Source organism: Cryobacterium algoricola, from assembly GCF_004402485.1.
Lineage (GTDB): Bacteria > Actinomycetota > Actinomycetes > Actinomycetales > Microbacteriaceae > Cryobacterium > Cryobacterium algoricola.
Map to the genome: position 1 here is coordinate 221,780 of NZ_SOFG01000024.1, position 21,959 is coordinate 243,738.

Annotated in this window: 19 protein-coding genes; 10 read left to right on the forward strand and 9 right to left on the reverse strand. The window is 70.9% G+C overall.

Features of this window, described 5'->3' with window-relative positions:
- Position 1: 1 nt before the first annotated feature.
- The gene (locus E3O44_RS18095; RefSeq protein WP_134536390.1) at positions 2-679 is read left to right on the forward strand and encodes a 3-oxoacid CoA-transferase subunit B; all 678 of its coding nucleotides are present in this window, start codon (positions 2-4) and stop codon (positions 677-679) included.
- A complete protein-coding gene (locus E3O44_RS18100) occupies positions 664-1,899 on the forward strand; it encodes an acetyl-CoA C-acetyltransferase (RefSeq protein ID WP_241976419.1) in 1,236 nt (411 codons plus the stop codon). Before E3O44_RS18095 ends, E3O44_RS18100 begins: the two co-directional genes overlap by 16 nt.
- Before the next feature lie 82 nt (positions 1,900-1,981).
- Here E3O44_RS18100 and E3O44_RS18105 read toward each other — a convergent pair whose 3' ends face one another.
- Positions 1,982-3,490 carry a leucyl aminopeptidase family protein gene (locus tag E3O44_RS18105; protein WP_134536392.1) on the reverse strand — a complete coding sequence of 503 codons (1,509 nt, stop codon included), beginning with the start codon at positions 3,488-3,490 and terminating at the stop codon, positions 1,982-1,984.
- A gap of 172 nt (positions 3,491-3,662) precedes the next feature.
- Here E3O44_RS18105 and E3O44_RS18110 point away from each other — a divergent pair, with 172 nt between their 5' ends.
- Positions 3,663-4,103 (forward strand): molybdenum cofactor biosynthesis protein MoaE, encoded by a 441-nt coding sequence (locus tag E3O44_RS18110; RefSeq protein ID WP_241976420.1) that lies wholly within the window; start codon positions 3,663-3,665, stop codon positions 4,101-4,103.
- Between the two features lie 199 nt (positions 4,104-4,302).
- On the opposite strand, the gene E3O44_RS18115 is transcribed toward E3O44_RS18110, so the two are convergent.
- The 7 genes from E3O44_RS18115 to E3O44_RS18145 form a co-directional block, all read right to left on the reverse strand.
- The gene (locus E3O44_RS18115; RefSeq protein ID WP_134536394.1) at positions 4,303-6,162 is read right to left on the reverse strand and encodes an HNH endonuclease signature motif containing protein; all 1,860 of its coding nucleotides are present in this window, start codon (positions 6,160-6,162) and stop codon (positions 4,303-4,305) included.
- Positions 6,163-6,305: 143 nt separating this feature from the next.
- The gene (locus E3O44_RS18120; protein WP_134536396.1) at positions 6,306-6,545 is read right to left on the reverse strand and encodes a MoaD/ThiS family protein; all 240 of its coding nucleotides are present in this window, start codon (positions 6,543-6,545) and stop codon (positions 6,306-6,308) included.
- Complete coding sequence (locus E3O44_RS18125) at positions 6,545-6,832, reverse strand: DUF6457 domain-containing protein (protein ID WP_198416014.1); 288 nt, start codon at positions 6,830-6,832, stop codon at positions 6,545-6,547. Before E3O44_RS18125 ends, E3O44_RS18120 begins: the two co-directional genes overlap by 1 nt.
- Positions 6,829-7,848 (reverse strand): molybdenum cofactor guanylyltransferase, encoded by a 1,020-nt coding sequence (mobA, locus tag E3O44_RS18130; RefSeq protein ID WP_134536398.1) that lies wholly within the window; start codon positions 7,846-7,848, stop codon positions 6,829-6,831. The genes E3O44_RS18125 and mobA overlap by 4 nt, the downstream gene beginning before the upstream one ends.
- A 12-nt stretch (positions 7,849-7,860) precedes the next feature.
- On the reverse strand, positions 7,861-8,439 hold the full coding sequence (gene moaC / locus E3O44_RS18135; RefSeq protein WP_134536400.1) for a cyclic pyranopterin monophosphate synthase MoaC: 579 nt from the start codon (positions 8,437-8,439) through the stop codon (positions 7,861-7,863).
- 32 nt (positions 8,440-8,471) lie between these two features.
- A complete protein-coding gene (locus E3O44_RS18140) occupies positions 8,472-9,854 on the reverse strand; it encodes a molybdopterin molybdotransferase MoeA (protein WP_134536402.1) in 1,383 nt (460 codons plus the stop codon).
- 2 nt (positions 9,855-9,856) lie between these two features.
- The gene (locus E3O44_RS18145) at positions 9,857-11,125 is read right to left on the reverse strand and encodes a ThiF family adenylyltransferase (RefSeq protein WP_134536404.1); all 1,269 of its coding nucleotides are present in this window, start codon (positions 11,123-11,125) and stop codon (positions 9,857-9,859) included.
- A 218-nt stretch (positions 11,126-11,343) separates the two neighbouring features.
- Between E3O44_RS18145 and fdhA the strand changes: the two genes are divergently transcribed.
- The 5 genes from fdhA (at position 11,344) to E3O44_RS18170 (ending at position 15,607) form a co-directional block, all read left to right on the forward strand.
- On the forward strand, positions 11,344-12,558 hold the full coding sequence (gene fdhA / locus E3O44_RS18150; protein ID WP_134536406.1) for a formaldehyde dehydrogenase, glutathione-independent: 1,215 nt from the start codon (positions 11,344-11,346) through the stop codon (positions 12,556-12,558).
- A gap of 109 nt (positions 12,559-12,667) precedes the next feature.
- Complete coding sequence (gene moaA / locus E3O44_RS18155) at positions 12,668-13,714, forward strand: GTP 3',8-cyclase MoaA (RefSeq protein ID WP_134536408.1); 1,047 nt, start codon at positions 12,668-12,670, stop codon at positions 13,712-13,714.
- Positions 13,715-13,723: 9 nt separating this feature from the next.
- A complete protein-coding gene (gene fdhD / locus E3O44_RS18160) occupies positions 13,724-14,644 on the forward strand; it encodes a formate dehydrogenase accessory sulfurtransferase FdhD (RefSeq protein ID WP_134536410.1) in 921 nt (306 codons plus the stop codon).
- Between the two features lie 58 nt (positions 14,645-14,702).
- Positions 14,703-15,143, forward strand: coding sequence for an SRPBCC family protein (locus E3O44_RS18165; protein WP_134536412.1), 441 nt, complete (start codon positions 14,703-14,705; stop codon positions 15,141-15,143).
- Positions 15,143-15,607 (forward strand): MarR family winged helix-turn-helix transcriptional regulator, encoded by a 465-nt coding sequence (locus tag E3O44_RS18170; RefSeq protein WP_134536414.1) that lies wholly within the window; start codon positions 15,143-15,145, stop codon positions 15,605-15,607. Before E3O44_RS18165 ends, E3O44_RS18170 begins: the two co-directional genes overlap by 1 nt.
- Here E3O44_RS18170 and E3O44_RS18175 read toward each other — a convergent pair.
- Positions 15,604-17,919: an FdhF/YdeP family oxidoreductase gene (locus tag E3O44_RS18175; RefSeq protein ID WP_134536416.1), complete on the reverse strand. Its 2,316-nt coding sequence runs from the start codon at positions 17,917-17,919 to the stop codon at positions 15,604-15,606. The two genes, E3O44_RS18170 and E3O44_RS18175, sit on opposite strands and share 4 nt — an antisense overlap.
- A 224-nt stretch (positions 17,920-18,143) precedes the next feature.
- Between E3O44_RS18175 and E3O44_RS18180 the strand changes: the two genes are divergently transcribed.
- A complete protein-coding gene (locus E3O44_RS18180) occupies positions 18,144-20,579 on the forward strand; it encodes a glycosyltransferase (protein WP_134536418.1) in 2,436 nt (811 codons plus the stop codon).
- Positions 20,576-21,913 carry a glycosyltransferase gene (locus E3O44_RS18185; RefSeq protein ID WP_134536420.1) on the forward strand — a complete coding sequence of 446 codons (1,338 nt, stop codon included), beginning with the start codon at positions 20,576-20,578 and terminating at the stop codon, positions 21,911-21,913. Before E3O44_RS18180 ends, E3O44_RS18185 begins: the two co-directional genes overlap by 4 nt.
- The last annotated feature ends 46 nt before the right edge of the window (positions 21,914-21,959 follow it).

Consider the following 21,959-nt stretch of genomic DNA (forward strand, 5'->3'; position numbering starts at 1 on the left):
CATGCCCCTGACCCGCAACGAGATGGCGGCCCGCGCCGCGCAGGAACTCGCCCCAGACAGCTACGTCAATCTCGGGATCGGCCTGCCGACCCTGATCCCGAACTTCCTGCCCGAGGGGGTGCAGGTCATCCTGCACTCGGAGAACGGGGTGCTCGGCGTCGGCGCGTACCCGTGGGAGGGCGAGGAAGACCCGAAGCTGATCAACGCCGGCAAGGAGACCATCACCGTCAATCCCGGTGCGGCGTACTTCGACTCCGCGCAGAGCTTCGGCATGATCCGTGCCGGGGTCATCGACGTGGCCGTGCTCGGCGCGATGCAGGTCTCGGCGTCGGGAGACATTGCCAACTGGGCGGTGCCGGGCAAGCTGATCAAGGGCATGGGCGGGGCGATGGACCTCGTGCACGGTGCGGACACCGTGATCGTCGTGATGGAGCACGTCACGCGTGCCGGCGACTTCAAGATCCTGGAAGAATGCTCCCTGCCGCTGACCGGCAAGGCCGTGGTCACCCGGATCATCACCGACCTCGCGGTGATCGACGTCACCGCTGAGGGGCTCGTACTTCGCGAGGTCGCTCCGGGCGTCGCCGTCGCGGACGTCCAGGCGGCGACCGGGGCGCGGCTGCTTGTGCCCGCGGAACCGGGCGTCATTCGCACCCTCCTGTCGTGGGTCGGCGCATGAACGAGCGGATGCGCGAGGTCGTCATCTGTGAACCGCTGCGCACACCGATCGGGCGCTTCGGCGGCGTGTTCGCCACGGTCGCACCGGCCGACCTCGCCGCCGCGGTGATCGCGGCGCTGCTGGAACGTACCGGCATCGACGGGGGCGTCATCGACGACGTGATCCTCGGGCAGGCCTACCCGACCGCGGAGGCGGCATCCGTCGCCCGCGTCGCCGCCCTCAACGCCGGTCTGCCGGTGACCGTCGGCGGGCTCCAACTCGACAGGCGGTGCGGCTCAGGCCTGCAGGCCGTGCTCGACGCGGCGATGCAGGTGCAGACCGGCATCAGCGACGTCGTCGTGGCCGGCGGCGTCGACTCGATGAGCCAGGCGCCGTTCTACACCGTCGAGTCACGCTTCGGAATCGGGGCAGGGCCGGGCTTGCTGCTCCGCGACGCACTCAGTCGCGGACGGGAGACCGCGGGCGGCCGCAACTATCCGGTTCCGGGCGGCATGCTCGAGACCGCGGAGAACCTGCGCCGGGAGTACGGCGTCGGTCGTGCCGAGCAGGACGAGCTCGCCGTGAGGTCGCAGCAGCGTGCCGCGACGGCCGTCGCAGAGGGCCGTTTCGATGCCGAAATCGTGCCGGTCACTGTTCCGGGGCGGAAAGGCGCCGTCGTCGTCGCCCGCGACGAAACCCCGCGGCCGGACACGACCCTGGCCGGTCTCGCCGGGCTGCGTCCCATCCTGCTGGGCACGGATGCCGACGCGACGGTCACCGCCGGAAACGCAAGCGGGCAGAACGACGCGGCCGCCGCGTGCCTCGTGACCACCCCGGAACGCGCCGCCGAACTCGGGCTCACGCCGCTCGTGCGCCTCGTGACCTGGGCCAGGGCCGGCGTAGAGCCGTCGCGGATGGGAATCGGACCGGTGCCCGCAACGAAGAGAGCTCTCGAACGTGCAGGGCTCACCCTTGCGGACATCGACCTGATCGAGCTCAACGAGGCATTCGCCGCCCAGGTGCTCGCGGTAAGCCGGGAGTGGAACTTCACCGACGCCGACTGGGAACGCACCAACGTCAACGGCTCCGGCATCTCCCTGGGTCATCCCGTCGGCGCAACCGGCGCACGCATCCTGGCGACAGCGAGCAGGCACCTGCACCGCACCGGGGGGCGCTACCTGCTCGAGACCATGTGCATCGGAGGTGGCCAGGGCCTCGCCGCCGTCTTCGAGAGGGTGTGAGCTCGCGCCAACGGGACAGCGCGACCTCGTCAGGGCTCCCTGACACGGGCGGGCCGTCTGTCTCCGGTGGCGACGGTCGTCTTCAGGAGGCCGGGGGCCGGAAGCCGAGCGCGAGTTCGACGAGCAGGCGGGCGCCGAAACCGGTCGGTCCCTTGGTCCGCCAGGAGTCATCGGAGTCCGACTGCATGGGACCGCACATGTCGATGTGCGCCCAGGGGGTGTCGCCGACGAAGTCCGCGAGAAACAGGGCGGCGGTCGTCGCACCGGCGAATGGCCCGCCGAGGTTCGACATGTCCGCGACGTCCGAGTCGAGCTGGTTGCGATAGCGGCGGTCGAGCGGTAGCTGCCAGACGGTCTCGTCGGTGAGGTCGGATGCTGCGCGTACCTGGTCGACGATGCCCTGCTCGTTGCCGAACAGCGCCGCCATCATCGGGCCGAGCGAGACGAGGGCCGCTCCGGTGAGGGTCGCGAGGTCGACAATGGCGTCGACGCCCTCTTCGGTGGCGAGGACGAGGCCATCCGCCATCACGAGCCGCCCCTCCGCGTCGGTGTTCTTCACCTCGACGGTCGTACCGCCGCGGATCGTGAGGACGTCGCCCATCGCCGTCGCCGAACCGGAGGGCATGTTGTCTGTGCACATCAGGTAACCGGTCACGGCGTTCGTGCAGCCGAGTTCGGCCAGCGCCGTCATCGCGGCGAAGATCGCGCCGGCACCGGACATGTCCATCTTCATCGCGAGGTGCGTGACGTCTCCCGGCTTGAGCGCGATCCCGCCGGAGTCATACATGATGCCCTTGCCCACGAGGGCGAGGTGGCCGGTCGGCTGTCCCGAGGGGCGATACCGGACCTCGATCATCCTGGGCTCTTCGATGCTGCCGGCGTTGACGCCGAGGAGGCCGCCGCAGCCGAGGTCGATGAGCTCCGCCTTGTCGAACACGCTCACCTCGAGCCCGAATTGCGGTGCGAGGGCCTCGGCGAAGTCGCCGAAGACCGTCGCCGTGAGGTGGGAGGGCGGGGCCGCCGCGAGGTCGCGCGCCAGAGCCGTCGCCCGTGCGAGGGCGAGACCGCGGGTGACGCCGGCGGGGTGCGCTGTGCTCCCGACGAGGTCGAGGGCCTCGAGGGGTACCTCGGTGGTCTTCGTCTTGAGTTCGAGGTAGCGATAGCGGGCGAGCAGGGCTCCTTCGACGACGGCGGCGCTGGCCGCGACCGGTTCGAGGCCGCTCGCGGCGCTCATGAGGTCCGTCGCGAGATGGCGTCCGTGCCGGCCGGCCCTGGCGAAGGCGGCGGCGGCGTCCCGGAGGGTCGCGGTCGTGAGCTGCCCCTGCCCGCCGACGCCGATGGCCACGAGGGTCGGTGCGGATGCCCGGGTCAGCACGAGCGTCTGGCCCACCGCCCCGGTGAACCCGGCATCCGTGAGCGCCGCACGGTCGAGCCCGATCGCCGGGGGAACGGGACCGTCGCTCGAGACGGCGTAGCCGGCGATCGTGGCGCTCCGACCGAAGTCGGGCGTGATCTCGACCCGTGTGCGCAGCGTGAGGGAGGGGCCGGGAGTGAAACTCGCGGGGATCAGTCTGTGGGGCTGGTGCGTCATCGGTGAACCTCGTTCCGGCTGTCGATTCGACGGTGAATGGTTTCCGCCGGCGACAGCATACTGCCCGTTACGGGTACTTAGGGAGGGTGCCGGTACGGGGGATTCGCGGGGATTCGCGGGGATTCGTGGGGGCTCGCGGGTCATCGCGGGCAGCCGCGGGTACTCTGGGGCTGTGGATTCCGAACGCATACCTCCGCTGTCCCTCGTGACCGAGCAGACGCTCGACGTCGCCGCGCATGTCCTCGCGGTGTCGTCGCGGTCGGCCGGCGCCGTCGTGACCTTTGTCGGCCAGGTGCGGGACCACGACCCCGATGCCACAGGCGCTGTGACGGGCCTCGACTACAGCGCCCATCCGGATGCCGGGCGCATCCTCACGGAGATCGCCGCCCGGTTCCGGGCCGCGAACCCCGCGGTCGAGCTCGTCGTGAGCCACCGGATCGGCCACCTCGAGGTCGGCGACCTCGCCCTCGTCGCCGCCGTCGCGAGCGCGCACCGCGCCGACGCCTTCCTGGTCTGCGAGCGGCTCGTCGAGGCGGTCAAGGCCGAGGTCCCGATCTGGAAGAAGCAGTACGAAGTGGACGGCACCCACTCCTGGGTCGGCCTGGGGCTCTAGCGCCTCCGGAGTCTCCGGCATCTCTGGCGGCCGTTCGCGTGAGCGGCGTCGCTCGCAATCGACCCGGCGTCCGCTGCACAGTGGTTCCGTAGCGGACCCGGCGCTCGGCCCTCCCGGGCGTACGAGCCTGTCGAGCGCATCGGGCCCATCGAATCTGCCGTCCCCACCGTCCGCTCTGCGGCGCCGATCCTCCGCCGGCTCAGTCGTCGTCGCGGAGAATTCCGCTCTTGCTGGTGAGGAGGATGGCTGTCTGTTCGGGGTCGAGTCCGGGTGGTGGGGTGAGCCAGTAGCGGCCGGTGTCGTCTCGGGTGATGCGCCAGTGTTCGTTGTGGAGTCTGAGGTGGTCGGCCCGGCAGAGCAGGATGCCTTGGTCGAGGTTGGTGGGGCCTTCGTCGTCTTTCCAGTGCTGGATGTGATGCGTTTCGGTCCAGGAGGGTGGCCGGTCGCAGCCGGGCCACATGCAGCCGCCGTCGCGAAGGGCGAGGGCCGCTCTTTGGGCTGAGCTGAAGGTGCGCTGCTCCCGGCCGAGGTCGATACCGCTGCCGTGGTTATCGAAGGTGACATCGAGGAGCCCGCTGTCGCACCGGTTTCTTTCGAGGGTGTCGGTGGAGACGGTGACCGCGGTCCCCTCGATGACGCCGGGCTGGAGCGCGGGTGCCTCGGTCTCGCGACCGGCATCGGCTGTGGTTTCGGCCACGGCGTCGGGAGTCGGCCCGCCCGGTTCGGTCCCGCCGGCTGCGGTCCCGATAAGAGCGGTCCGAACCTGGGCCGTCGCGGACGGTGCGACGCCGGTGAACGCGGACCCGGTAGGTGCGGCGTCGGTTGGTGCGGCGCTGGTGGGTGTAATCCCGGTCGGTGTGGCACCGGCCGGTGCCACGCCGATGAGTGCGGTCCCGGTCGGTGCGGTCCCGGTCGGTGTGGTGCCGGTGGGTGTGTTGTTCCGGGGGCGGATGGTGACCATGCGCACGGCGGGGCTGCGGCCGCCGGCGATGCGCTTGGGGTCGGCTTTGGCGCCGAGTTTGGTCAGGGCGAGGAATGCGTCCGCGGTGAGTTGCTCGGTGGTGCGCGGGTCGTCCTGCACCCGCTTGGCCCACGCGGCCTGTTCCTTGTCCACGAACCTGACCCCGCCGCGGCGGGGGCTGGTGATGGCATCGTAGGTCTGCATCAGGTATTCGCCGTCTTCGGGGGCGAAGAGGCCGACCATGCGTACCTGCCCGGTGTGGAGCCGGTAGAACCGCAGGGACCGGTCGTCGTAGGCGGCTTTCTCCCGGGCGGCGATGCCGGCCTCATCGAGTACGTCCCGCACCCGGCGGGCCCGTTTGAACAGTTGGTCGGCGTTCAGGGTGCGTGCTTCGGTGAGGAGCCGGGCGAGGGCGGTGGCGAGTTTCTCTGGGGTGATCGCTTTGTCTAGGTCGCCGAGGCCTTTGCGGAGTGCGTCCGCTTTCTCGACGCTGAGCCAGCCCTCCCCGAGGGCCCGGCCGATCGGGGCGTGCCAGGGTGGTACCGCGGCCGCCGGCACCGGCGGCATGCTCGGCGCCAGCCCGTCGAGGGGTGGCTGCCCGCCGGTCCCGTCGGGGCCTGCCCCTCCGCCGATCCCGTCCTGCCCGTCGAGGGGCGGAGTCTCGTCGAGCAGCTTCTGCGCTTCGGCAGCTTCCCGCGCCGCCTTCTCGGCAGCATCCGTCTCGACCAGGAGCCGTCCCACCCCGAGGAGCTTGACAGCATCACCCTTGCTCGACCCGGAGATCGACTGCAGCAGATCCTCCGGGCTACGGAAACCCTTCCGGGCCGCCAGGCCCTTCCCACCGAGCTCAGGACGCGACCTGCGGGCCAGGGCCGCCGCGAACCACGCCGCCTGGGTATCGAGCGCCCGCCGCGCTTCCGCGATCAACGCGTGCCCCTCGAGCACCGCCTCATCACTGAGCGTGTCAACAGCGGCGGACGAACCGCCCAGCCCGGTGACGACATTCACCATCGACCGGAACCCATCGAGCACACCGCCGAGCACCCGGTCGCCATGCGGCTGATCGGGCGAAGCGGGCGATACGGGGAGGGTGGTCATGCCCCCACGTTACGACCAACCACCGACATTCCTTGAGCAAGGCTCAGGTCTGTGGAAACGTCCTTTGATCAGGCACCTGTTGAGGAGGATCCATCGCTTTCGCGGCCCACGGACCCGGTGGGGAGTCGGAGGTGGCCGGAGACTCAGCCGCCGGCGAAGGGGGGCAAGACGTCGACGATATCGGTCCCGGCGAGTGGGACCGCATCATCCGCTGCCCTCGTGCCGTTGACCAGCAGGGAACAGCGCGACAGGATTTTGGCGAACTCGGCGCCGTGCCGGTCTGACAGGAAGGTTCGAAGCTCGCCGATGCTCGCAACATCGACGGTCGTGGTCTCGGTGCCGGCCGCCTCTGCTGCGGCCGCGAAGAAGCGGATGCCGGCCACTAGCGCGTCTCGGTGGGGTGCGTCGCCGGCCAGGCCAGGGCGAGCCGGGTGGCGGTCGCGCACGCCTGCTCGATGTCGGCAGCGGTGCCGCCGTTGCGGGCAGCGGCGAAACCGACGAGGAACGTGCTGAGCGGGGCGGCAGGACGGGCGACGCCATGGGCGACGTCGCGGGCGACGTCCAGGAGCGCGCCGACCGGAACGTCGGCCGGATCGAGGTCGAGTCCGGCGGCGAGGACGGCAAGCCAGTCGTCGAGGGCCTCGGGAGGCAGGGGGGTGGAGGTGCTCATTCGGTGTCGCTCCTCGGAGGGGTGCTGCTGATCGGGCTGGTTCCCGACAGGAGCGCGGTGCTCCACTCAACATCCTGCCACGTGTCCACGTCACGTCCGCTGCCGTCAGCGTCGGCGACTCCGACGAGACGCAGTCCGGCGAGGAGGGCGCGCATGCTCGCTCCGTCCACTCCGGGGCCCAGACGTGCGGCGGCGCTTCGGAGGGCGCTTGCCCGGTAAAGGCCGGCGAGCCACTGGGGGTGACCGTCCGCGTCGGACAGGTGCAGGCCATCGAGGGCGTCCGGGCCGGAGGCGTTCGTACCCGCGCGGTCAGCGAGGCCAGGCTCAGCGCGGGCCTGGTCAGCGAGGGCCTGATCGCTGAGGGCCGCTACGAGGGTGCCGGCGGCGGCCGCTGCCCAGGGCAGGTCGCACGCGAGCACGAGCAGCCACTCCGCCGGGGCGGGCGCCGTGCCCGCGGGTGTGGGTCCGGCTTCGGGTTCGCGTCGGGCCCCGGGTGCGACGGCCTTGGCTCCCGCTGCGGATGCGGATGCGGATGCGGGTGTGGGCATGGCTCCCGGTGTGGATGCGGGCGCGGGTACCGGCCGGGCGAGGGCGGCGAGGCCGGCGGCGATACCCGCGACGGGGCCACCGAACGGTGGGTCCTCGAGCGCCCAGAGCACTCCGCTCGCCTCAGGACCGGCGGCCACCCGAGCCGACACCGGCCCGACGATGACGACTCGACGGGCGAGCGTGCGCGCGTCGAGCACCCGGGACAGCAGTGTGCGGCCGGCGACTTCGACGGCGGGCTTGACGGCACCGCCGAGGCGGCTGCCGCGGCCACCGGCGAGCACGATCAGGTCGATCGGCCCCGAGCCGCCGGGCCCCGAGCCGCCGGGCTCCGAACCGCCGGGCCCCGAGCCGCCGGGTCCCGAACCAATTCGACGGAGATTTTGCCCAAAACCCGCGGTTTCGGGCTTCTCCGGTGCGTTCTTCCCCACAACTCCGTCGAATTCGTTCGGGGCGAGGGGGTCGGGCATGATGGGCGGGCCCTACTCGGCGGGTCGCAGCCAGTCGCCGGACTTGCCGCCGGTCTTACTGATCAGGCGGATGTCCCCGATGCTGACGGACTTGTCGAGTCCCTTGACCATGTCGACGACCGCCAGAGCAGCGATCGACACGGCCGTGAGCGCCTCCATCTCGACGCCGGTGCGGTCGGCCGTGCGGATGGTCGCGGCCACGCGCACGCCCGTGTCCTCGATCGTGAGGTCGACCGCCGCACCGTGAACCCCGATCACGTGGGCCAGGGGGAGCAGGTCAGCGCACTTCTTCGCACCCTGGATGCCCGCGATGCGTGCGACGGCGAGCACGTCGCCCTTGGGCGTCGTGCCGTCGCGAAGCGCGGCGACCACGCGGGGTCCGCAGAACACGAAGCCCGCAGCGGTCGCGCTGCGCACGGTCGGCTGCTTCTCGGTCACGTCGACCATCCGGGCCTGGCCGGCCGCATTGAGATGCGTGAACGGCTGCGCCGACTGCGCGGCCTGTCCGCCCTGCGCTCCCCGCACTGTCCGCCGATCGGGTACGGGCTGCGGGGTCGGGGCGGCGGTGGTTTCGTCTCGGGCGGAAGTCATGACACCAGCATGGCTCACATCTCCGGAATGACTCATATCACCAGCATGACGGGGAGCAGATCACCCTCGGTCACGGTGTCGCAGTCCTCCGAGACGACGGCGAGGCCCTCGGCCTGGCCGAGCCCCGCGACGAGGTGCGAGCCGGAGCCGCCGGAAGTGGCCGGCCAGACCAGGGTCTCCGGGCCGCGGCGTTCGCAGACGACGGGCATGTACTGCTGCCGCCCGCTGGGGGAGCTCCAGCCGCGGGCGACGGTCCCGGTGATCGTCGGGCGGGTGATGTTGCCGTGGCCGCCCATGAACAGGAGCGCCGGACGCACGAAGGCCTCGAAGGAGACGAACGCGCTCACCGGGTTACCGGGCAGGGCGAACACGATCGGGCCGGGTGCCGTGCTCCCGGTAGTACTCCCGGCCGTGCCCGTGCCCCCGGCTGCGCTGACGGCACTACTGCCGGCGTCGCCGCTGCCGGTGCCGGTGCCGGTTGCGGGCAGCCGGCCGAAGCCCTGGGGCTTGCCCGGCTGCATCCGCACGGGACCGAACCAGATTCCGAGCGGAGCGAGTACGGCCTTGACGACGTCGTATGCTCCGACGCTGACCCCTCCGGAGAGGATGATCGCGTCCACCGTTCCGACGAGGGAGTCGAGCACTCTGCGGAGGGATTCCTCGTTGTCGGGGACGGCGCCGATCCGGTGCACGACGCCGCCGGCCTGGGCGACGGCGGCGGAGAGCAGGTAGGAATTGGAGTCCGGGATCTGGCCGCGCCGTGCTGGGGAGCCCGGCACGATCAGTTCGTCTCCGGTGGAGATCACGGCGACCCGGGGCGCGGGGTGCACAAGCAGTTCGGCCCGGCCGGCGCTCGCGGCGGCGGCGATCCTGGTCGGCCACAGCGTCGTCCCCGCCCGCAGCACGGTGTCGCCGGCGGCGGCATCGCTGCCGGCCCTGCGGATGTGCGCGGCGGGTTCCGGCGCCCTGAGGATGCCGACCCGGTCGATTCCCCGGTCGGTGTCCTCGATCGGGACGACGGCATCCGCCCCGTCGGGGATCGGAGCCCCGGTCATGATGCGAGCGGCCTGCCCGGCGTCGATGCGCGGGTTCTGCGCGGTACCCGCCGCGAGGTCGGCGACGACGGGCAGCATGACCGGGCTCCCCGGTGTCGCGGCGAGCAGGTCGGCACGCCGCACGGCGTACCCGTCCATCGCCGAGTTGTCGAAGGGCGGGGTGTCCGTCGCGCTCGTGACGGGCTCGGCGAGTGCGAGCCCGAGCGCATGGTCGAGCGGAACCCGGACGGGCTCGAGAACGGGCAGCTGCGCCAGAATCCAGTCGAGATGCTCGGCGACCGGGCGGGCGGATGCCGCGTCACCGTGCCCGTCGCGCCGCATGTGGCCGTGGTGGCCGGCGTCGCCCTCCGGTGCGACCACGGTCAGCTCCGCGCTTCGATGGACCACTCCGGGGACCAGGTCCCCGACCACTGGGTGGACCATTTCTGCCCGGATCCCGGCGCTGAGCCCTGGGTGACGGCGGCGTCCCAGGCCGCGATCCCGCCCTCGAGCAGGGTCAGGTCGGTGAAGCCGTCCGCAGCGAGCGCGGCGGCGGCGCTCAGGGCGCGCGGCCCCTGCGCGCAGTGCAGCACGAGGGGTACGTCGCGGGGCAGCGACGCCAGGCCCTCCGGGCTGCGCAGCTGGTCGAGGGGGAGCAGCAGCGAGCCGGGGACCGCGCTTTCGGCGTGCTCTCCGGGTTCGCGCACGTCGACGACGATGAAGTCGTCTGCGCCGTTCGCACGCGCCACGAGCCGGGAGACGAGCTGGGCCGGTGACAGCGTCGGCCAGGCGGGAGTGGGCGCAGGCCCGGAACCGGTCGCTGTCGCGGCTGCGGCCTCCGCTGCCTCCGTGGCGGCCCGGGCGTGGAGCTCAGCGTCTCCGCCGACGAGGGGCACCTCGGTGAAGCGCCCGGAGAGGGCGTCGATCACGAGCACCCGCCCGATCAGCGGCGCACCGATGCCGGCGACGAGTTTGATCGCCTCCGTCGCCATCAGCGAACCGACCTGGCCGCAGAGGGCGCCGAGCACTCCGGCCTCCGCGCAGTTGGGCACTTCGCCCTCCGCCGGCGGATTCGGGAACAGGTCCCGCAACTGCACGCCCGCGACGCCGCTCCCTGCGGGCGGGGCGGCCCAGAACACCGAGAGCTGGGCATCGAAGCGCAGCACGGATGCCCAGACGAGCGGCTTCCCCAGTTCGGCGCAGACGTCGTTCACGAGGAACCGGGTCGGGAAGTTGTCTGTGCCGTCGATCACGACGTCGTACCCGGAGATGAGCGCGCGGGCGTTGCCGTGGTCCAGGCGCTCGGCGTGCTGGACGACGATGGTGGCGGGCGCGATGGCCGCGATGGACTCCGCGGCGCTCACGACCTTCGGCCGGCCGACATCCGCCTGCCCGTGCACGATCTGGCGCTGCAGGTTGCTGGGTTCGACGTCGTCGCCGTCGACGATGCCGATCGTGCCGATTCCGGCGGCCGCCAGGTAGAGCAGGGCGGGGGAGCCGAGGCCGCCCGCGCCGAGCACGAGCACCTTCGCGTTCGCGAGACGGCGCTGGCCGAGATCGTCGAGCTGCGGCAGGCGGCGCTGGCGGGCGGTGCGCACGGATTCGGTCGGGGTGAGCCGGGCAACGGGTTCGACAAGGGGAGGAAGGGCCATGCCCCTTACGCTAGGCGCTCCCGGAGGCCCGCGCATCCGCATCCGCCCAGAGTCTCGGCCACCCCCTTGATATCCCCCACCGATGGGTGTTTCGTCGAAGACGGTACCGATGAGTAACGCACCACCCCCACAGCGCACCAACTAGCACCACTGCAATCTCGCACGACCGGAGCGGCCGTGTACAGAGGATCACATCGCAGAATCTAGGAAGGTATGTAATGACAGGGAACAGAGCAGTTGCCTACAAGAGCCCGGGACACGTCGAGGTCATCGACATCGACTACCCCACCTTCGAACTGAAGGACGGGCCCGGTGTCAACCCGGCCAATGTCGGCCGGAAGGTGCCGCACGGGGTCATCCTCCGCACGGTCAGCACCAATATCTGCGGCTCGGACCAGCACATGGTCCGCGGACGCACGACAGCGCCCGCAGACCTCGTGCTCGGGCACGAGATCACCGGAGAGGTCGTCGAAACGGGGCCGGACGTCGAGTTCATCAAGGTCGGCGACATCGTGTCGGTCCCGTTCAATATCTCCTGCGGCCGGTGTCGCAACTGCAAGGAGCGCAAGACCGGGATCTGCCTGAACGTCAACCCCGACCGCCCCGGCAGCGCATACGGCTATGTCGACATGGGCGGCTGGGTCGGCGGCCAGGCCGAATACGTTCTCGTGCCGTACGCCGACTGGAACCTTCTGAAGTTCCCGGACCGGGACCAGGCCCTCGCGAAGATCATGGACCTGACCATGCTCTCCGACATCTTCCCCACCGGGTTCCACGGGGCGGTGAGCGCCAATGTCGGCGTCGGGTCGACGGTCTACGTCGCCGGTGCCGGGCCGGTCGGCCTCGCGGCTGCGGCGTCCGCGCACCTGCTCGGAGCGGCCGCCGTCATCGTCGGCGACCTCAACGAGGAGCGGCTGGCCCAGGCCCGCAGCTTCGGCTGCGAGACGGTCGACCTGCGCAAGGGCGACCCGCAGGACCAGATCGAGCAGATCCTCGGTGTACCCGAGGTCGACTGCGCCGTCGACGCGGTCGGCTTCGAGGCCCGCGGGCACGGCCAGGCCGCGGGGGAGGAGCGTCCGGCGACGGTGCTCAACTCGCTCATGACGATCACGGCGGCCGGTGGCGCGCTCGGCATCCCCGGGCTCTACGTCACGGGTGACCCGGGCGGGGTCGACGAGGCCGCGAAGGTCGGGTCGCTCTCGATCCGGCTCGGCCTCGGCTGGGCGAAGTCGTTGTCCTTCACGACGGGCCAGTGCCCGGTGATGAAGTACAACCGCAAGCTCATGATGGCGATCCTGAACGACAAGGTGCAGATCGCGAAGGCCGTCAACGCGCAGGCGATCAGCCTCGAGGACGCGCCGCGCGGCTACGCCGAGTTCGATGCCGGCAAGTCCGTGAAATATGTGCTCAACCCGAACGGTTACGTCAAGTAGTGAACCAGTGACGTAACAGCAGCCGTGTCGAGCGGATGCCCGGCCAGGGCCGCCCTGGCCGGGCATCCGTGTCGCGGGGCCATGCTGACAGAAGATTAGGGTGGAGCGTATGACCGGAAACCCGACACTCACGGACACCCGGGGCCGGCCGCTGCACGACCTGCGGATCTCGGTCACGGACCGGTGCAACTTCCGGTGCGTGTATTGCATGCCGAAGGAGGTCTTCGGCCGCGACTTCGCCTTCATGGAACGCGACGAACTGCTCACCTTCGAGGAGATCACCCGGCTCGCCCGGGTGAGCGTCGCGCACGGGGTCGGCAAGATCCGGCTGACCGGCGGGGAACCGCTGCTCCGTCGCGGCCTCGAGGACCTCGTCGCCCAGCTCGCCGCGCTCCGCACCCCGGACGGACGGCCCATCGACATCGCCCTCACCACCAACGGCTCCGCGCTCGCGGTCAAGGCGCAGGCCCTTAAAGAGGCCGGGCTCCGCCGGGTGACGGTGTCCCTCGACTCCCTCGACGACGTGACCTTCCGGGCCATGAACGACGTGAACTTCCCGGTCGCGAAGGTGCTGCACGGCATCGAGGTCGCCTCGAACGTCGGGCTCGGCCCGGTCAAGGTCAACATGGTCGTCAAGCGCGGCCAGAACGATGGGGACATCGTCGCGATGGCCCGGCACTTCCAGGGCACCCCGGTCGTCCTCCGCTTCATCGAATTCATGGACGTCGGGTCGAGCAACGGCTGGGAGATGGGCGCCGTCGTTCCCTCCAGCGAGGTGATCGCCCGGATCGACGCCGAACTGCCGCTCGAGGAGGTCGCCCCGAACTACACCGGTGAGACCTCGGCGCGCTGGCGCTACCGCGACGGCAGCGGTGAGATCGGGGTGATCTCGAGCGTGACGCAGTCGTTCTGCTCGACCTGTTCCCGCGCCCGGGTGTCGACGGACGGCAAACTCTTCACCTGCCTGTTCGCGACGGAGGGACACGACCTGCGCGCGCTTCTGCGCGGCGGCGCCACGGACGACGAGCTGTCCGCGGCCATGGCGTCGGTCTGGCGAGAGCGGACCGACCGGTACTCGGACCTGCGGAGCGCGAAAACGGGCGAGCTGCGGGCATCCGGCAAGAAGAAGATCGAAATGTCGTACATCGGAGGGTGACCAGCAACAATGACACGAATCACTGCACGACGAAAGGTCGTCCGACTCACCGTCGGCGGCCGCCGGACCACCAGGGAAGACGTGCTCGCCGTCGAGGAGCCGCTCGAGATCCGCGTGAACGGCACCTCGCTCGCGGTGACGATGCGGACGCCCGGCAACGACTATGACCTGGCCGCCGGCTTCCTGGTCTCCGAGGGCGTGATCAGCCGCGGCGAGCATTTCTTCGCGGCGCGCTACTGCGCCGGCGCCACCGTCGACGGTGAGAACACCTACAACGTCCTCGACGTGAGCCTCGCGCCCGGCGTCGCCGCACCCGACCCGAGCCTGGAACGGAACTTCCTCACCACGAGCGCGTGCGGGCTGTGCGGCAAGGCGAACATCGACGCCGTGCGCACCCGGTCGGTCTTCACCGTCTCGGACGACCCCGTCCTCCTCGACGCCGAACGCCTCATCACGTTCCCGGACGTGCTCCGGGCCGGTCAGGCCGTCTTCGAGAAGACCGGCGGCCTGCACGCGGCCGGACTCTTCGACGCCGCCACCGGGGAACTGCTTGTGCTGCGCGAAGACGTCGGGCGCCACAATGCCGTCGACAAGGTGATCGGCTGGGCGGTCAAGGAGGACCGGCTGCCGCTGCGCGGAACCGTGCTCCAGGTCTCCGGCCGGGCAAGTTTCGAACTCGTCCAGAAAGCAGCGATGGCCGGCATCCCGATGCTGGCCGCGGTCTCGGCTCCTTCCTCGCTCGCCGCGGAACTCGCCACGGACGTCGGCATGACCCTCGTCGGGTTCCTGCGTGGCGACTCCATGGTGATCTACGCGGGCGCCGAGCGGATCACGGGCGGTGGCGGGCGCGCGGCGGACGATGTCGCCGGTGCTGAGGGTGCTGCGACGTCCGCCCCCTCGGCTCTTGCCGGTTCCGCCACGCCGAATTAGTATGTGCGCATACTAACTGCCCCGATTCGCGGGGCAGCTGCGGACGAGAGGTCACCTCATGTGGAGAACTGAGTACACGGCAGACACCAGCGCCACGCCCGCCGCGGTCTGGGCGGCGTTTCGGGACATCCACACCGGGGTCGCCGCGGCCGCGGGCGGGGACGTCTTCGAAATGGACGGGGCGTTCACCGTCGGCACCGAGTTGAGCGTCACGCCGGTCGGGCAGGACACCTTCCGGTCCCGCATCATCGAACTTGCCCCGAACGAACGGTATGCCGACGAGACCACATTCGGCGACGTCGTGCTGACGTTCCGGCACTCGTTCACACCGAATGACGGCGGAACCCGGGTCACCCACGAGCTCGTGATCACCGGGCAGGATGCCGACGAGATCGGACCGGGGCTCGGCCCGGAGATCAGTGCGGACTTCCCCGAGGCGATGGCCGGGCTGTTCGCGCTCGCCGAGGCATCCGCTGCCCCTACAGGCCCTGACCACTGATGCCGGACGCCGGGGAGAACGGGCTCGACAGCGAGTTCGCGTCCGCGGAAGACAGCACGGGGCTGATGCTGTGGCGGCTCACCAACGCCTGGCAGGCGGCCCAGCGGGCCGCACTCCGGCCGTTCGACCTGACCCATGTGCAGTTCGTGCTGCTCGCCTCGCTCGCGTGGCTCGACACAGACGGGCCGACCACCCAGCGCGAACTCTCCCGCCACGCCGGAACGGACCCGATGATGACCTCGCAGGTGCTGCGCACCCTGGAACGGAAGGACCTCGTGGAACGGCGGGGTCACCCGACGGATGCCCGGGCCAGGTCGCTCCGGGTGACAGCGGCGGGAGCCGAGCTCGCCCGACACGCAACCACGGCCGTGGAAGGAGTCGACCAACGCTTCTTCACCCCGCTCGGCGCCGAGCGGGCGGCCTTCACCCGGATGCTCCGCGTGGTGCTCGGCCCCGCGTCCTAACCGGCGGTCGGTACCAGGGCGGGCTCGTGGGCGATGAAGCGCACCGACATGGCCTTGTAGCCGGGGGTGTTCGACTCGCGGGCGACGAGTTCGCGGTGCATCAGCGCGTTCGCCTCGGGGAAGTACGCCGCCGCGCAGCCCCGCGGGGTCGGGTAGACCACGAGCCGGAACTCGTCCGCGCGGCGTTCCTCACCGCGGAAGGTGCTGATCACGTCGACGAGGTCGCGGTCGTGAAAACCGAGTTCGACGACGTCATCCTCGTTGATCAGGATGACCCTGCGCCCGTTCGAGATGCCGCGGTAACGGTCGTCGAGCCCATAAAACGTGGTGTTGTACTGGTCGTGGCTGCGGATGGTCTGCAGGATCAGGTGCCCGGCCGGCGGCGTCAGGTACTCGAGGGGGCTGACCGTGAACCGGGCCCGGCCGATGTCGGTCGCGAAGCTGCGGGTGTCGCGGGGCGGGTTCGGCAGTACGAAGCCGTTCTTCGTCTTCAGCCGGCGATTGAAGTCGGTGAACCCGGGGATCACCCGGGAGATGTGGTCGCGGATCAGGTCGTAGTCCTCGCTCATCGCCTTCCAGTCGACGGGGTGGTCGGCGCCGAGGGTCGCGCTCGCCATCCGGGCGACGATGACCGGTTCGGCGAGCAGATGCTCGGACACCGGGTCGAGGCGGCCCTGCGTCGTGCGCACGACCGACATCGAGTCCTCGACGGAGAGCACCTGGCGGCCACCGGGGTGCTTGTCGTCGGTGTCGGTCCGGCCGAGGGTCGGCAGGATCAGCGAGGTGCGCCCGTGCATCACGTGCGAGCGGTTCGGCTTCGTGGAGATGTGCACCGTGAGCCCGACCCGCTGCATCGCGGCCTCGAGCTTGGCGGTGTCGGAGCAGGCGAGGGCGAAGTTGCCGCCGAGGGAGACGAACACGTCGACGTCCTCGTTCTCGAAGGCCTCGACCGTCGCCACGGAATCCAGTCCGTGTGCGCGCGGCGACACGATGCCGAATTCGGTGTCGAGTGCGGTGAGGAAGGCCTCCTTCGGCTTCTCCCAGACCCCCATCGTGCGGTCGCCCTGCACGTTCGAGTGCCCGCGCACCGGGCAGGCGCCCGCGCCCGGCTTGCCGAAGTTGCCCTGCAACAGAAGCAGGTTGATGATCTCCTTGAGCGTGTTGACCGAGTGCGGCTGCTGGGTCAGTCCGAGCGCCCAGCAGATGATCGTGGCCTTCGACGCCACGAGCATGCTCGCGACGCCGGCGATCTGCAGCCGGGACAGCCCGGTCGCCTTCTCGGTCTCCTCCCAGTCGATCTCGCCGCGCGCGGCCCGGTACTCATCGAGTCCCTGCGTGTTGGCGTCGACGAAGGCCTGGTCGACGACGGAGCCGGGCACCCTCTTCTCCTCCTCGAGGAGCAGGTGGCCGAGCGCCTGGAAGAGGGCGAGGTCGCCGCCGACCTTGATCTGCAGGTACTCGTCGGCGAGGGCGGTGCCGTCGCCGATCAGGCCGGAGACGGACTGCGGGTCCCTGAAGTTGAACAGCCCGGCCTCGGGCAGGGGGTTGACCGCGACCACCTTTCCGCCGTTGTCCTTGCACTCCTTCAGGGCGGACAGCATCCGCGGGTGGTTGGTGCCCGGGTTCTGGCCGACGACGAGGATGAGTTCGGCGTGGTGGATGTCCTCGAGCGAGACGGTGCCCTTGCCGATGCCGATCGTCGCGTTCATGGCGGACCCGGAGGACTCGTGGCACATGTTCGAGCAGTCCGGCAGGTTGTTCGTGCCGATCGAGCGGGCGAACAGCTGGTACAGGAACGCAGACTCGTTCGCGGTGCGGCCGGAGGTGTAGAAGACGGTGCGGTCGGGCACGGTCGCGCGGATCTGCTCGCCGATGAGCTCGAACGCGTCGTTCCAGGAGATCTGCGAGTAGTGCGTGTCGCCGGGGCGGATGACGACGGGGTGCGTGATACGGCCCTGGTTGCCGAGCCAGTACTCGGTCTTCGTCGCGAGCTCGGCGATGGAGTGCTCCGCCCAGAAGGCCGGGGTCACCTGGCGGACGGTGCTCTCCTCGGCGACGGCCTTCGCGCCGTTCTCACAGAATTCGGCGGTCTTGCGGTGACCCTGCGATTCCGGCCAGGCGCAGCCGGGGCAGTCGGTCCCGTCACGCTGGTTGAGCCGGAGCAGGGCCCGGGCCGTGCGGCCGATGCCGGCCTGGGCGACGCCGCGCTCGAGCGCGACGACGACGGCTTCGAGGCCCGCCGCGCTGGTCTTCGGCTTCTTCACGACGAGGGAGTCTTCGTTGATGTCCTGGATCGGAGCGTGGCGTGTCATGCAATCCATGATGCTCCTCTTGACTGCATACCGGCGCAACGGATGCCTTCGCCGGGTCACAGGAGGGTGGAGCGTCCTCTCGGTTGATTCCCAGCCCGGAAGGGCCCGCGAGCCGGAAAAGTGGCGTTAAATCAACGAGGGACGTTTGTCCCGGCCCACCGGGCCATTCTCGGCCCCTCGGCCGACACCAGCCGCGGCACCGCCGGCAGACAGGGAGTTCGACCATGGGAACACAGAGCACACTGGATTCGCTCAGGGCCGCAGACTCGATCCTCGCCACGATCATGGCCGCAGACGACCTCACCGTTTCCGCGAGCCGGGACGGTGGCAGCCGGGCCGTGCGCCTGCTCGCCGAGGCCGCCGTCGACCCCGCAGACCAGGTCACCGCGATCGCCGCCGTGCACGCCCTCGCCCAGGTCTTCGACGAGACCGCCGACGAGGTGCTCGTCTCGCTGCTCGGGCACGAGCAGCTCTTCCTCCGCGAGCACGCGGCCTGGGCCTTCGGTGCCCGCCTACCGCGCTTCGACGCGGTCGCACCCCTGCTCGGCATGGTCATCGACGGCGGTTTCGCCGGGATGATCGCCCAGCGCACCCTCGAACAATGGAGCGCGGCCGTCGCGGCCCCCGTCGCCCTCGCCGTCGAGGGAGCACTGCTCGGCGTCAGCGAGCCGGGCGAGAGGGCGCGCCTGGTCGAGACGATCGGCCAGATCTCGGGGCGGATCCCGGAACGCACGCTGTTCCGCGTCGCCGTCGACCCGGCGGAGGCGACCGAGGTGCGGGCTGCGGCGATCGCCGCCATCGGCGACCGTGGGCTCGCAGACGCCGCCCCTGGCTCCCTCTCGGGCGCCGGCGCGGGAATCGGAACCGGGATCGGTTCCGGGCTCGGTTCCGGCGACACCGGCCTCCGGATCGTCACCGGGCTGGCCGCGGGCAGCGGGGTCCTCGCCGAGGTCGCCAGGCTCGCCGTGATCGACCTGACCGTGCCGAGCTACCCGCGGGCCCCGTGGAGCAGCGGAACGACCGTCGCCCAGCTGTTCCTGCACGCCGACATCGACGGAGCGCTGACCCGGGTCGGCTCCGGCGACAACGGCGGCATCGCGACCCTGTTGGTCCGGCTCGGGGACGCCCTCGTCGCCGGCCAGGCCACCGGCGACGCCGGCAGCGGTGCCGGCGAGGTCGGCCGGGTGCTCACCCTCTCCCGGGGCGGCTTCGCATCCGCCCTCGACTGCCTGCCCGAGGTGTCGTCGACCCTGTCTGGCCACGCCTTCGCGACAGTACCGTTCCTCGGCGAGCCCGTCGCATCCGCCGACGCCTGGTCGCGCCGGATCGCGACCCAGCGCGGCATCCGCCGGGTGCTCCGCGCCGCGGGACCTGTCGACGCCATCCACCTGCGGATGGCGGACGTCGGCACCCTCGCCGCCTCGACGGTCGCCAGGGAACTCGACATCCCGGTCGTGTTCACCGTCGCGCCAGACCCGCACAGCCTCATCCGCTCGCTCGAGTCCGCCGGCGCCCTCACCCGCGCGACCTTCGGCACGGTCGACGCGACCGAACACTTCTGGTTCCGCGTGCGGCTCGTCCAGCGCCTCGCAGCGGATGCCGCGCACACCGTGCTCTTTCCCCGGCCCGACCTCGAGCGTGACCTGCGTGAGCTCGTCGGCATCGACGTGACGCAGCACCCGGAACGGCACTCGATCGTCGCAGAGGGCATCGACATCGCCGTGATCGAGGCCTCGCTCGTCGACGCCCGGGCGAGCGATGGCACGCCGGAGGAGGCTGACGTGGCCGCAGCGTACGCCGAGCCCGTGTCCGACGCCGCCGCAGCACCCGCATCCACGGTTCCCGCGCAGATGAGCGTCGAGGGCGCTGTCGCCCTCGGACAGCTCGACGACCTCCTCGCGACCCTCCCGCCCGAGCGCCGCGCGCTGCCGCTCGCGATCACGGTCGGCCGGCTGCACCGGGTCAAGGGCATGGCGACCCTCGTCGAAGCCTGGGCGGCCGACCCTGCGCTCCGGGCCGCCTGCAACCTCCTGATCGTCGGAGGCGACCTTGCGAACCCCACCCCGGACGAGGCCGGACAGCTCGACAGGATCCACGCCGCCGTCCCGCGCGGCGACGCGGCCTCGGCCGGGCTGCTGCTCGCCGGGCACCGCTCGAACGACACCGTCGCCCGCTGGCTCGCCGCCACCCGCCTCGGCCGCACCGGTCTCGCAGCGGCCAACGGCGTCTACGTCTGCGCGAGCATGAAAGAGGAATTCGGCATCGCGCTACTCGAGGCGATGGCGGCAGGGCTCACCGTGGTCGCCCCGAACGGCGGGGGACCGGCCACCTACGTCGAACAGGGCGTGACCGGGTTCCTGGTCGACACCGGGAACCCGGCCGGTCTCGCCGGCGGTGTGCGTGAGGCGCTCGATCTCGCGGCGGGCCCCTTCGGTCCCGAATTCGCCGAGCGCGCCATGGCCATGGTCTCCGGCTCGTTCACGATCCAGGCGATGGCGACGACCCTCTCCGGGGTGTACCACGACGTCGCCGAGGCGCACGAACGCCTCAGGGCGGACGCGGGGACGGGCTTCGGCCAGGCGTTCACCGGCCAGGGTCTCTCCGGCCAGGGCTTCGCCGGCCGGGGACTGGCGTCGACCTGGACGCTGAGCGCCTCATGACCCTGCTCATCATCAGCCCGGACTACGCCTCGCACCTGTTCCCGCTCGCGACCCTCGGCACGGCCTGGCAGGCCGCCGGGGAACGGGTCGTCGTCGCGAGCGGCCCCGCGACGGCCGGGATCGTCGCCGAGTTCGGCTTCGAGCGGGTGAACCTGCAGCTCGGCCGCGGCTCGAACCCCGGCACCATCCGGGCGGAACAACAGCCGAGCGGTGAGGACGACGCCCTCCGCGGCTTCTTCGCCGCGACCAGGCTCGGCCTGGTGCCGACGCTGCGGTTCCAGGCGGAGGCCCGCAGCAGTGACCTGCTCTGGAACCCGGTCGAGATCGCTCGTGAGGTGCAGCGCATCGTCGCCGAGGTGCGCCCGGACCAGATCATTGTCGACCACCTCGCCTTCAGCGCCCGCCTCGCCCTGTTGAGCGCCGGCATCCGTCACGCCGACGTCGTGCTCGGGCACCCGAGCGCCCTTCCGGTCGGCACGGAGGTCTACGGCTACCCGTCCACCTGGCCAGACGCCTTCTCCCCGGAGCCGGACGACCTCGCCGGGCTCCACCGCACCTGCGAGGCGGTACGCGACACCTTCACCGCCCAGTGGAATGCCGCCCTGCTCGAACTCGACCCCGCGGCGGAGCCGAGCCGGGACGCCTTCACCGAATCCGGCGACGTGCTGATGCTCAACTACCCGGGTGAACTGCACGCGCCCGATCGCACGGCCCTGCTTCCGCAGCACGTGTTCCTCGGCTCCGCGGTGCGCGCCGAGGCCCGCGACCCCGAGGTGGAGGCGTGGCTTGCCGACGCCGTTGCGGCAGGCGACGACCGGCCCCTCGTCTACGTGAGCTTCGGGAGCTTCCTGTCGGTGCGCGGCGACGTGCTCGCCCGGGTGGCGGATGCCCTCCGCGGCCTCGATGTCCGGGTCGCTCTCGCGACGGGGTCCACGGACCCCGCCGAACTCGGCCCGATCCCGGACTCCTGGCTCGTGCGCGGCTTCCTGCCGCAGGTCGCATTGCTCGGTGCCGCCGCGGTCGCCGTCACGCACGGCGGGAACAACAGCGTGACCGAGGCGATGACCGCCGGGGTACCGCTGCTCGTGCTGCCGTTCTCCACCGACCAGTTCGCCGGGGCGGAGGCGGTCGAGACCGCCGGGTTCGGGCTCTCGCTCGCGCCCAATACCGCGACGGCGGTCGAACTCGGCGACGCGCTCCGGTCGGTGCTCGCGCTCGCGGCACCCGACCGGGTGCGGCTCGACGACCTCAGCGGGTCACTGCAGGGCGGAACGGGCCCGCGCCGGGCCTACGAGGCGCTGACGGCGCTCGCGGCGGTCCCTGCAGCGGGCTGATCGCGCCGCCTTCCTCCGTCGCTGTCCCGCTCCTTCGGTCGCGGCG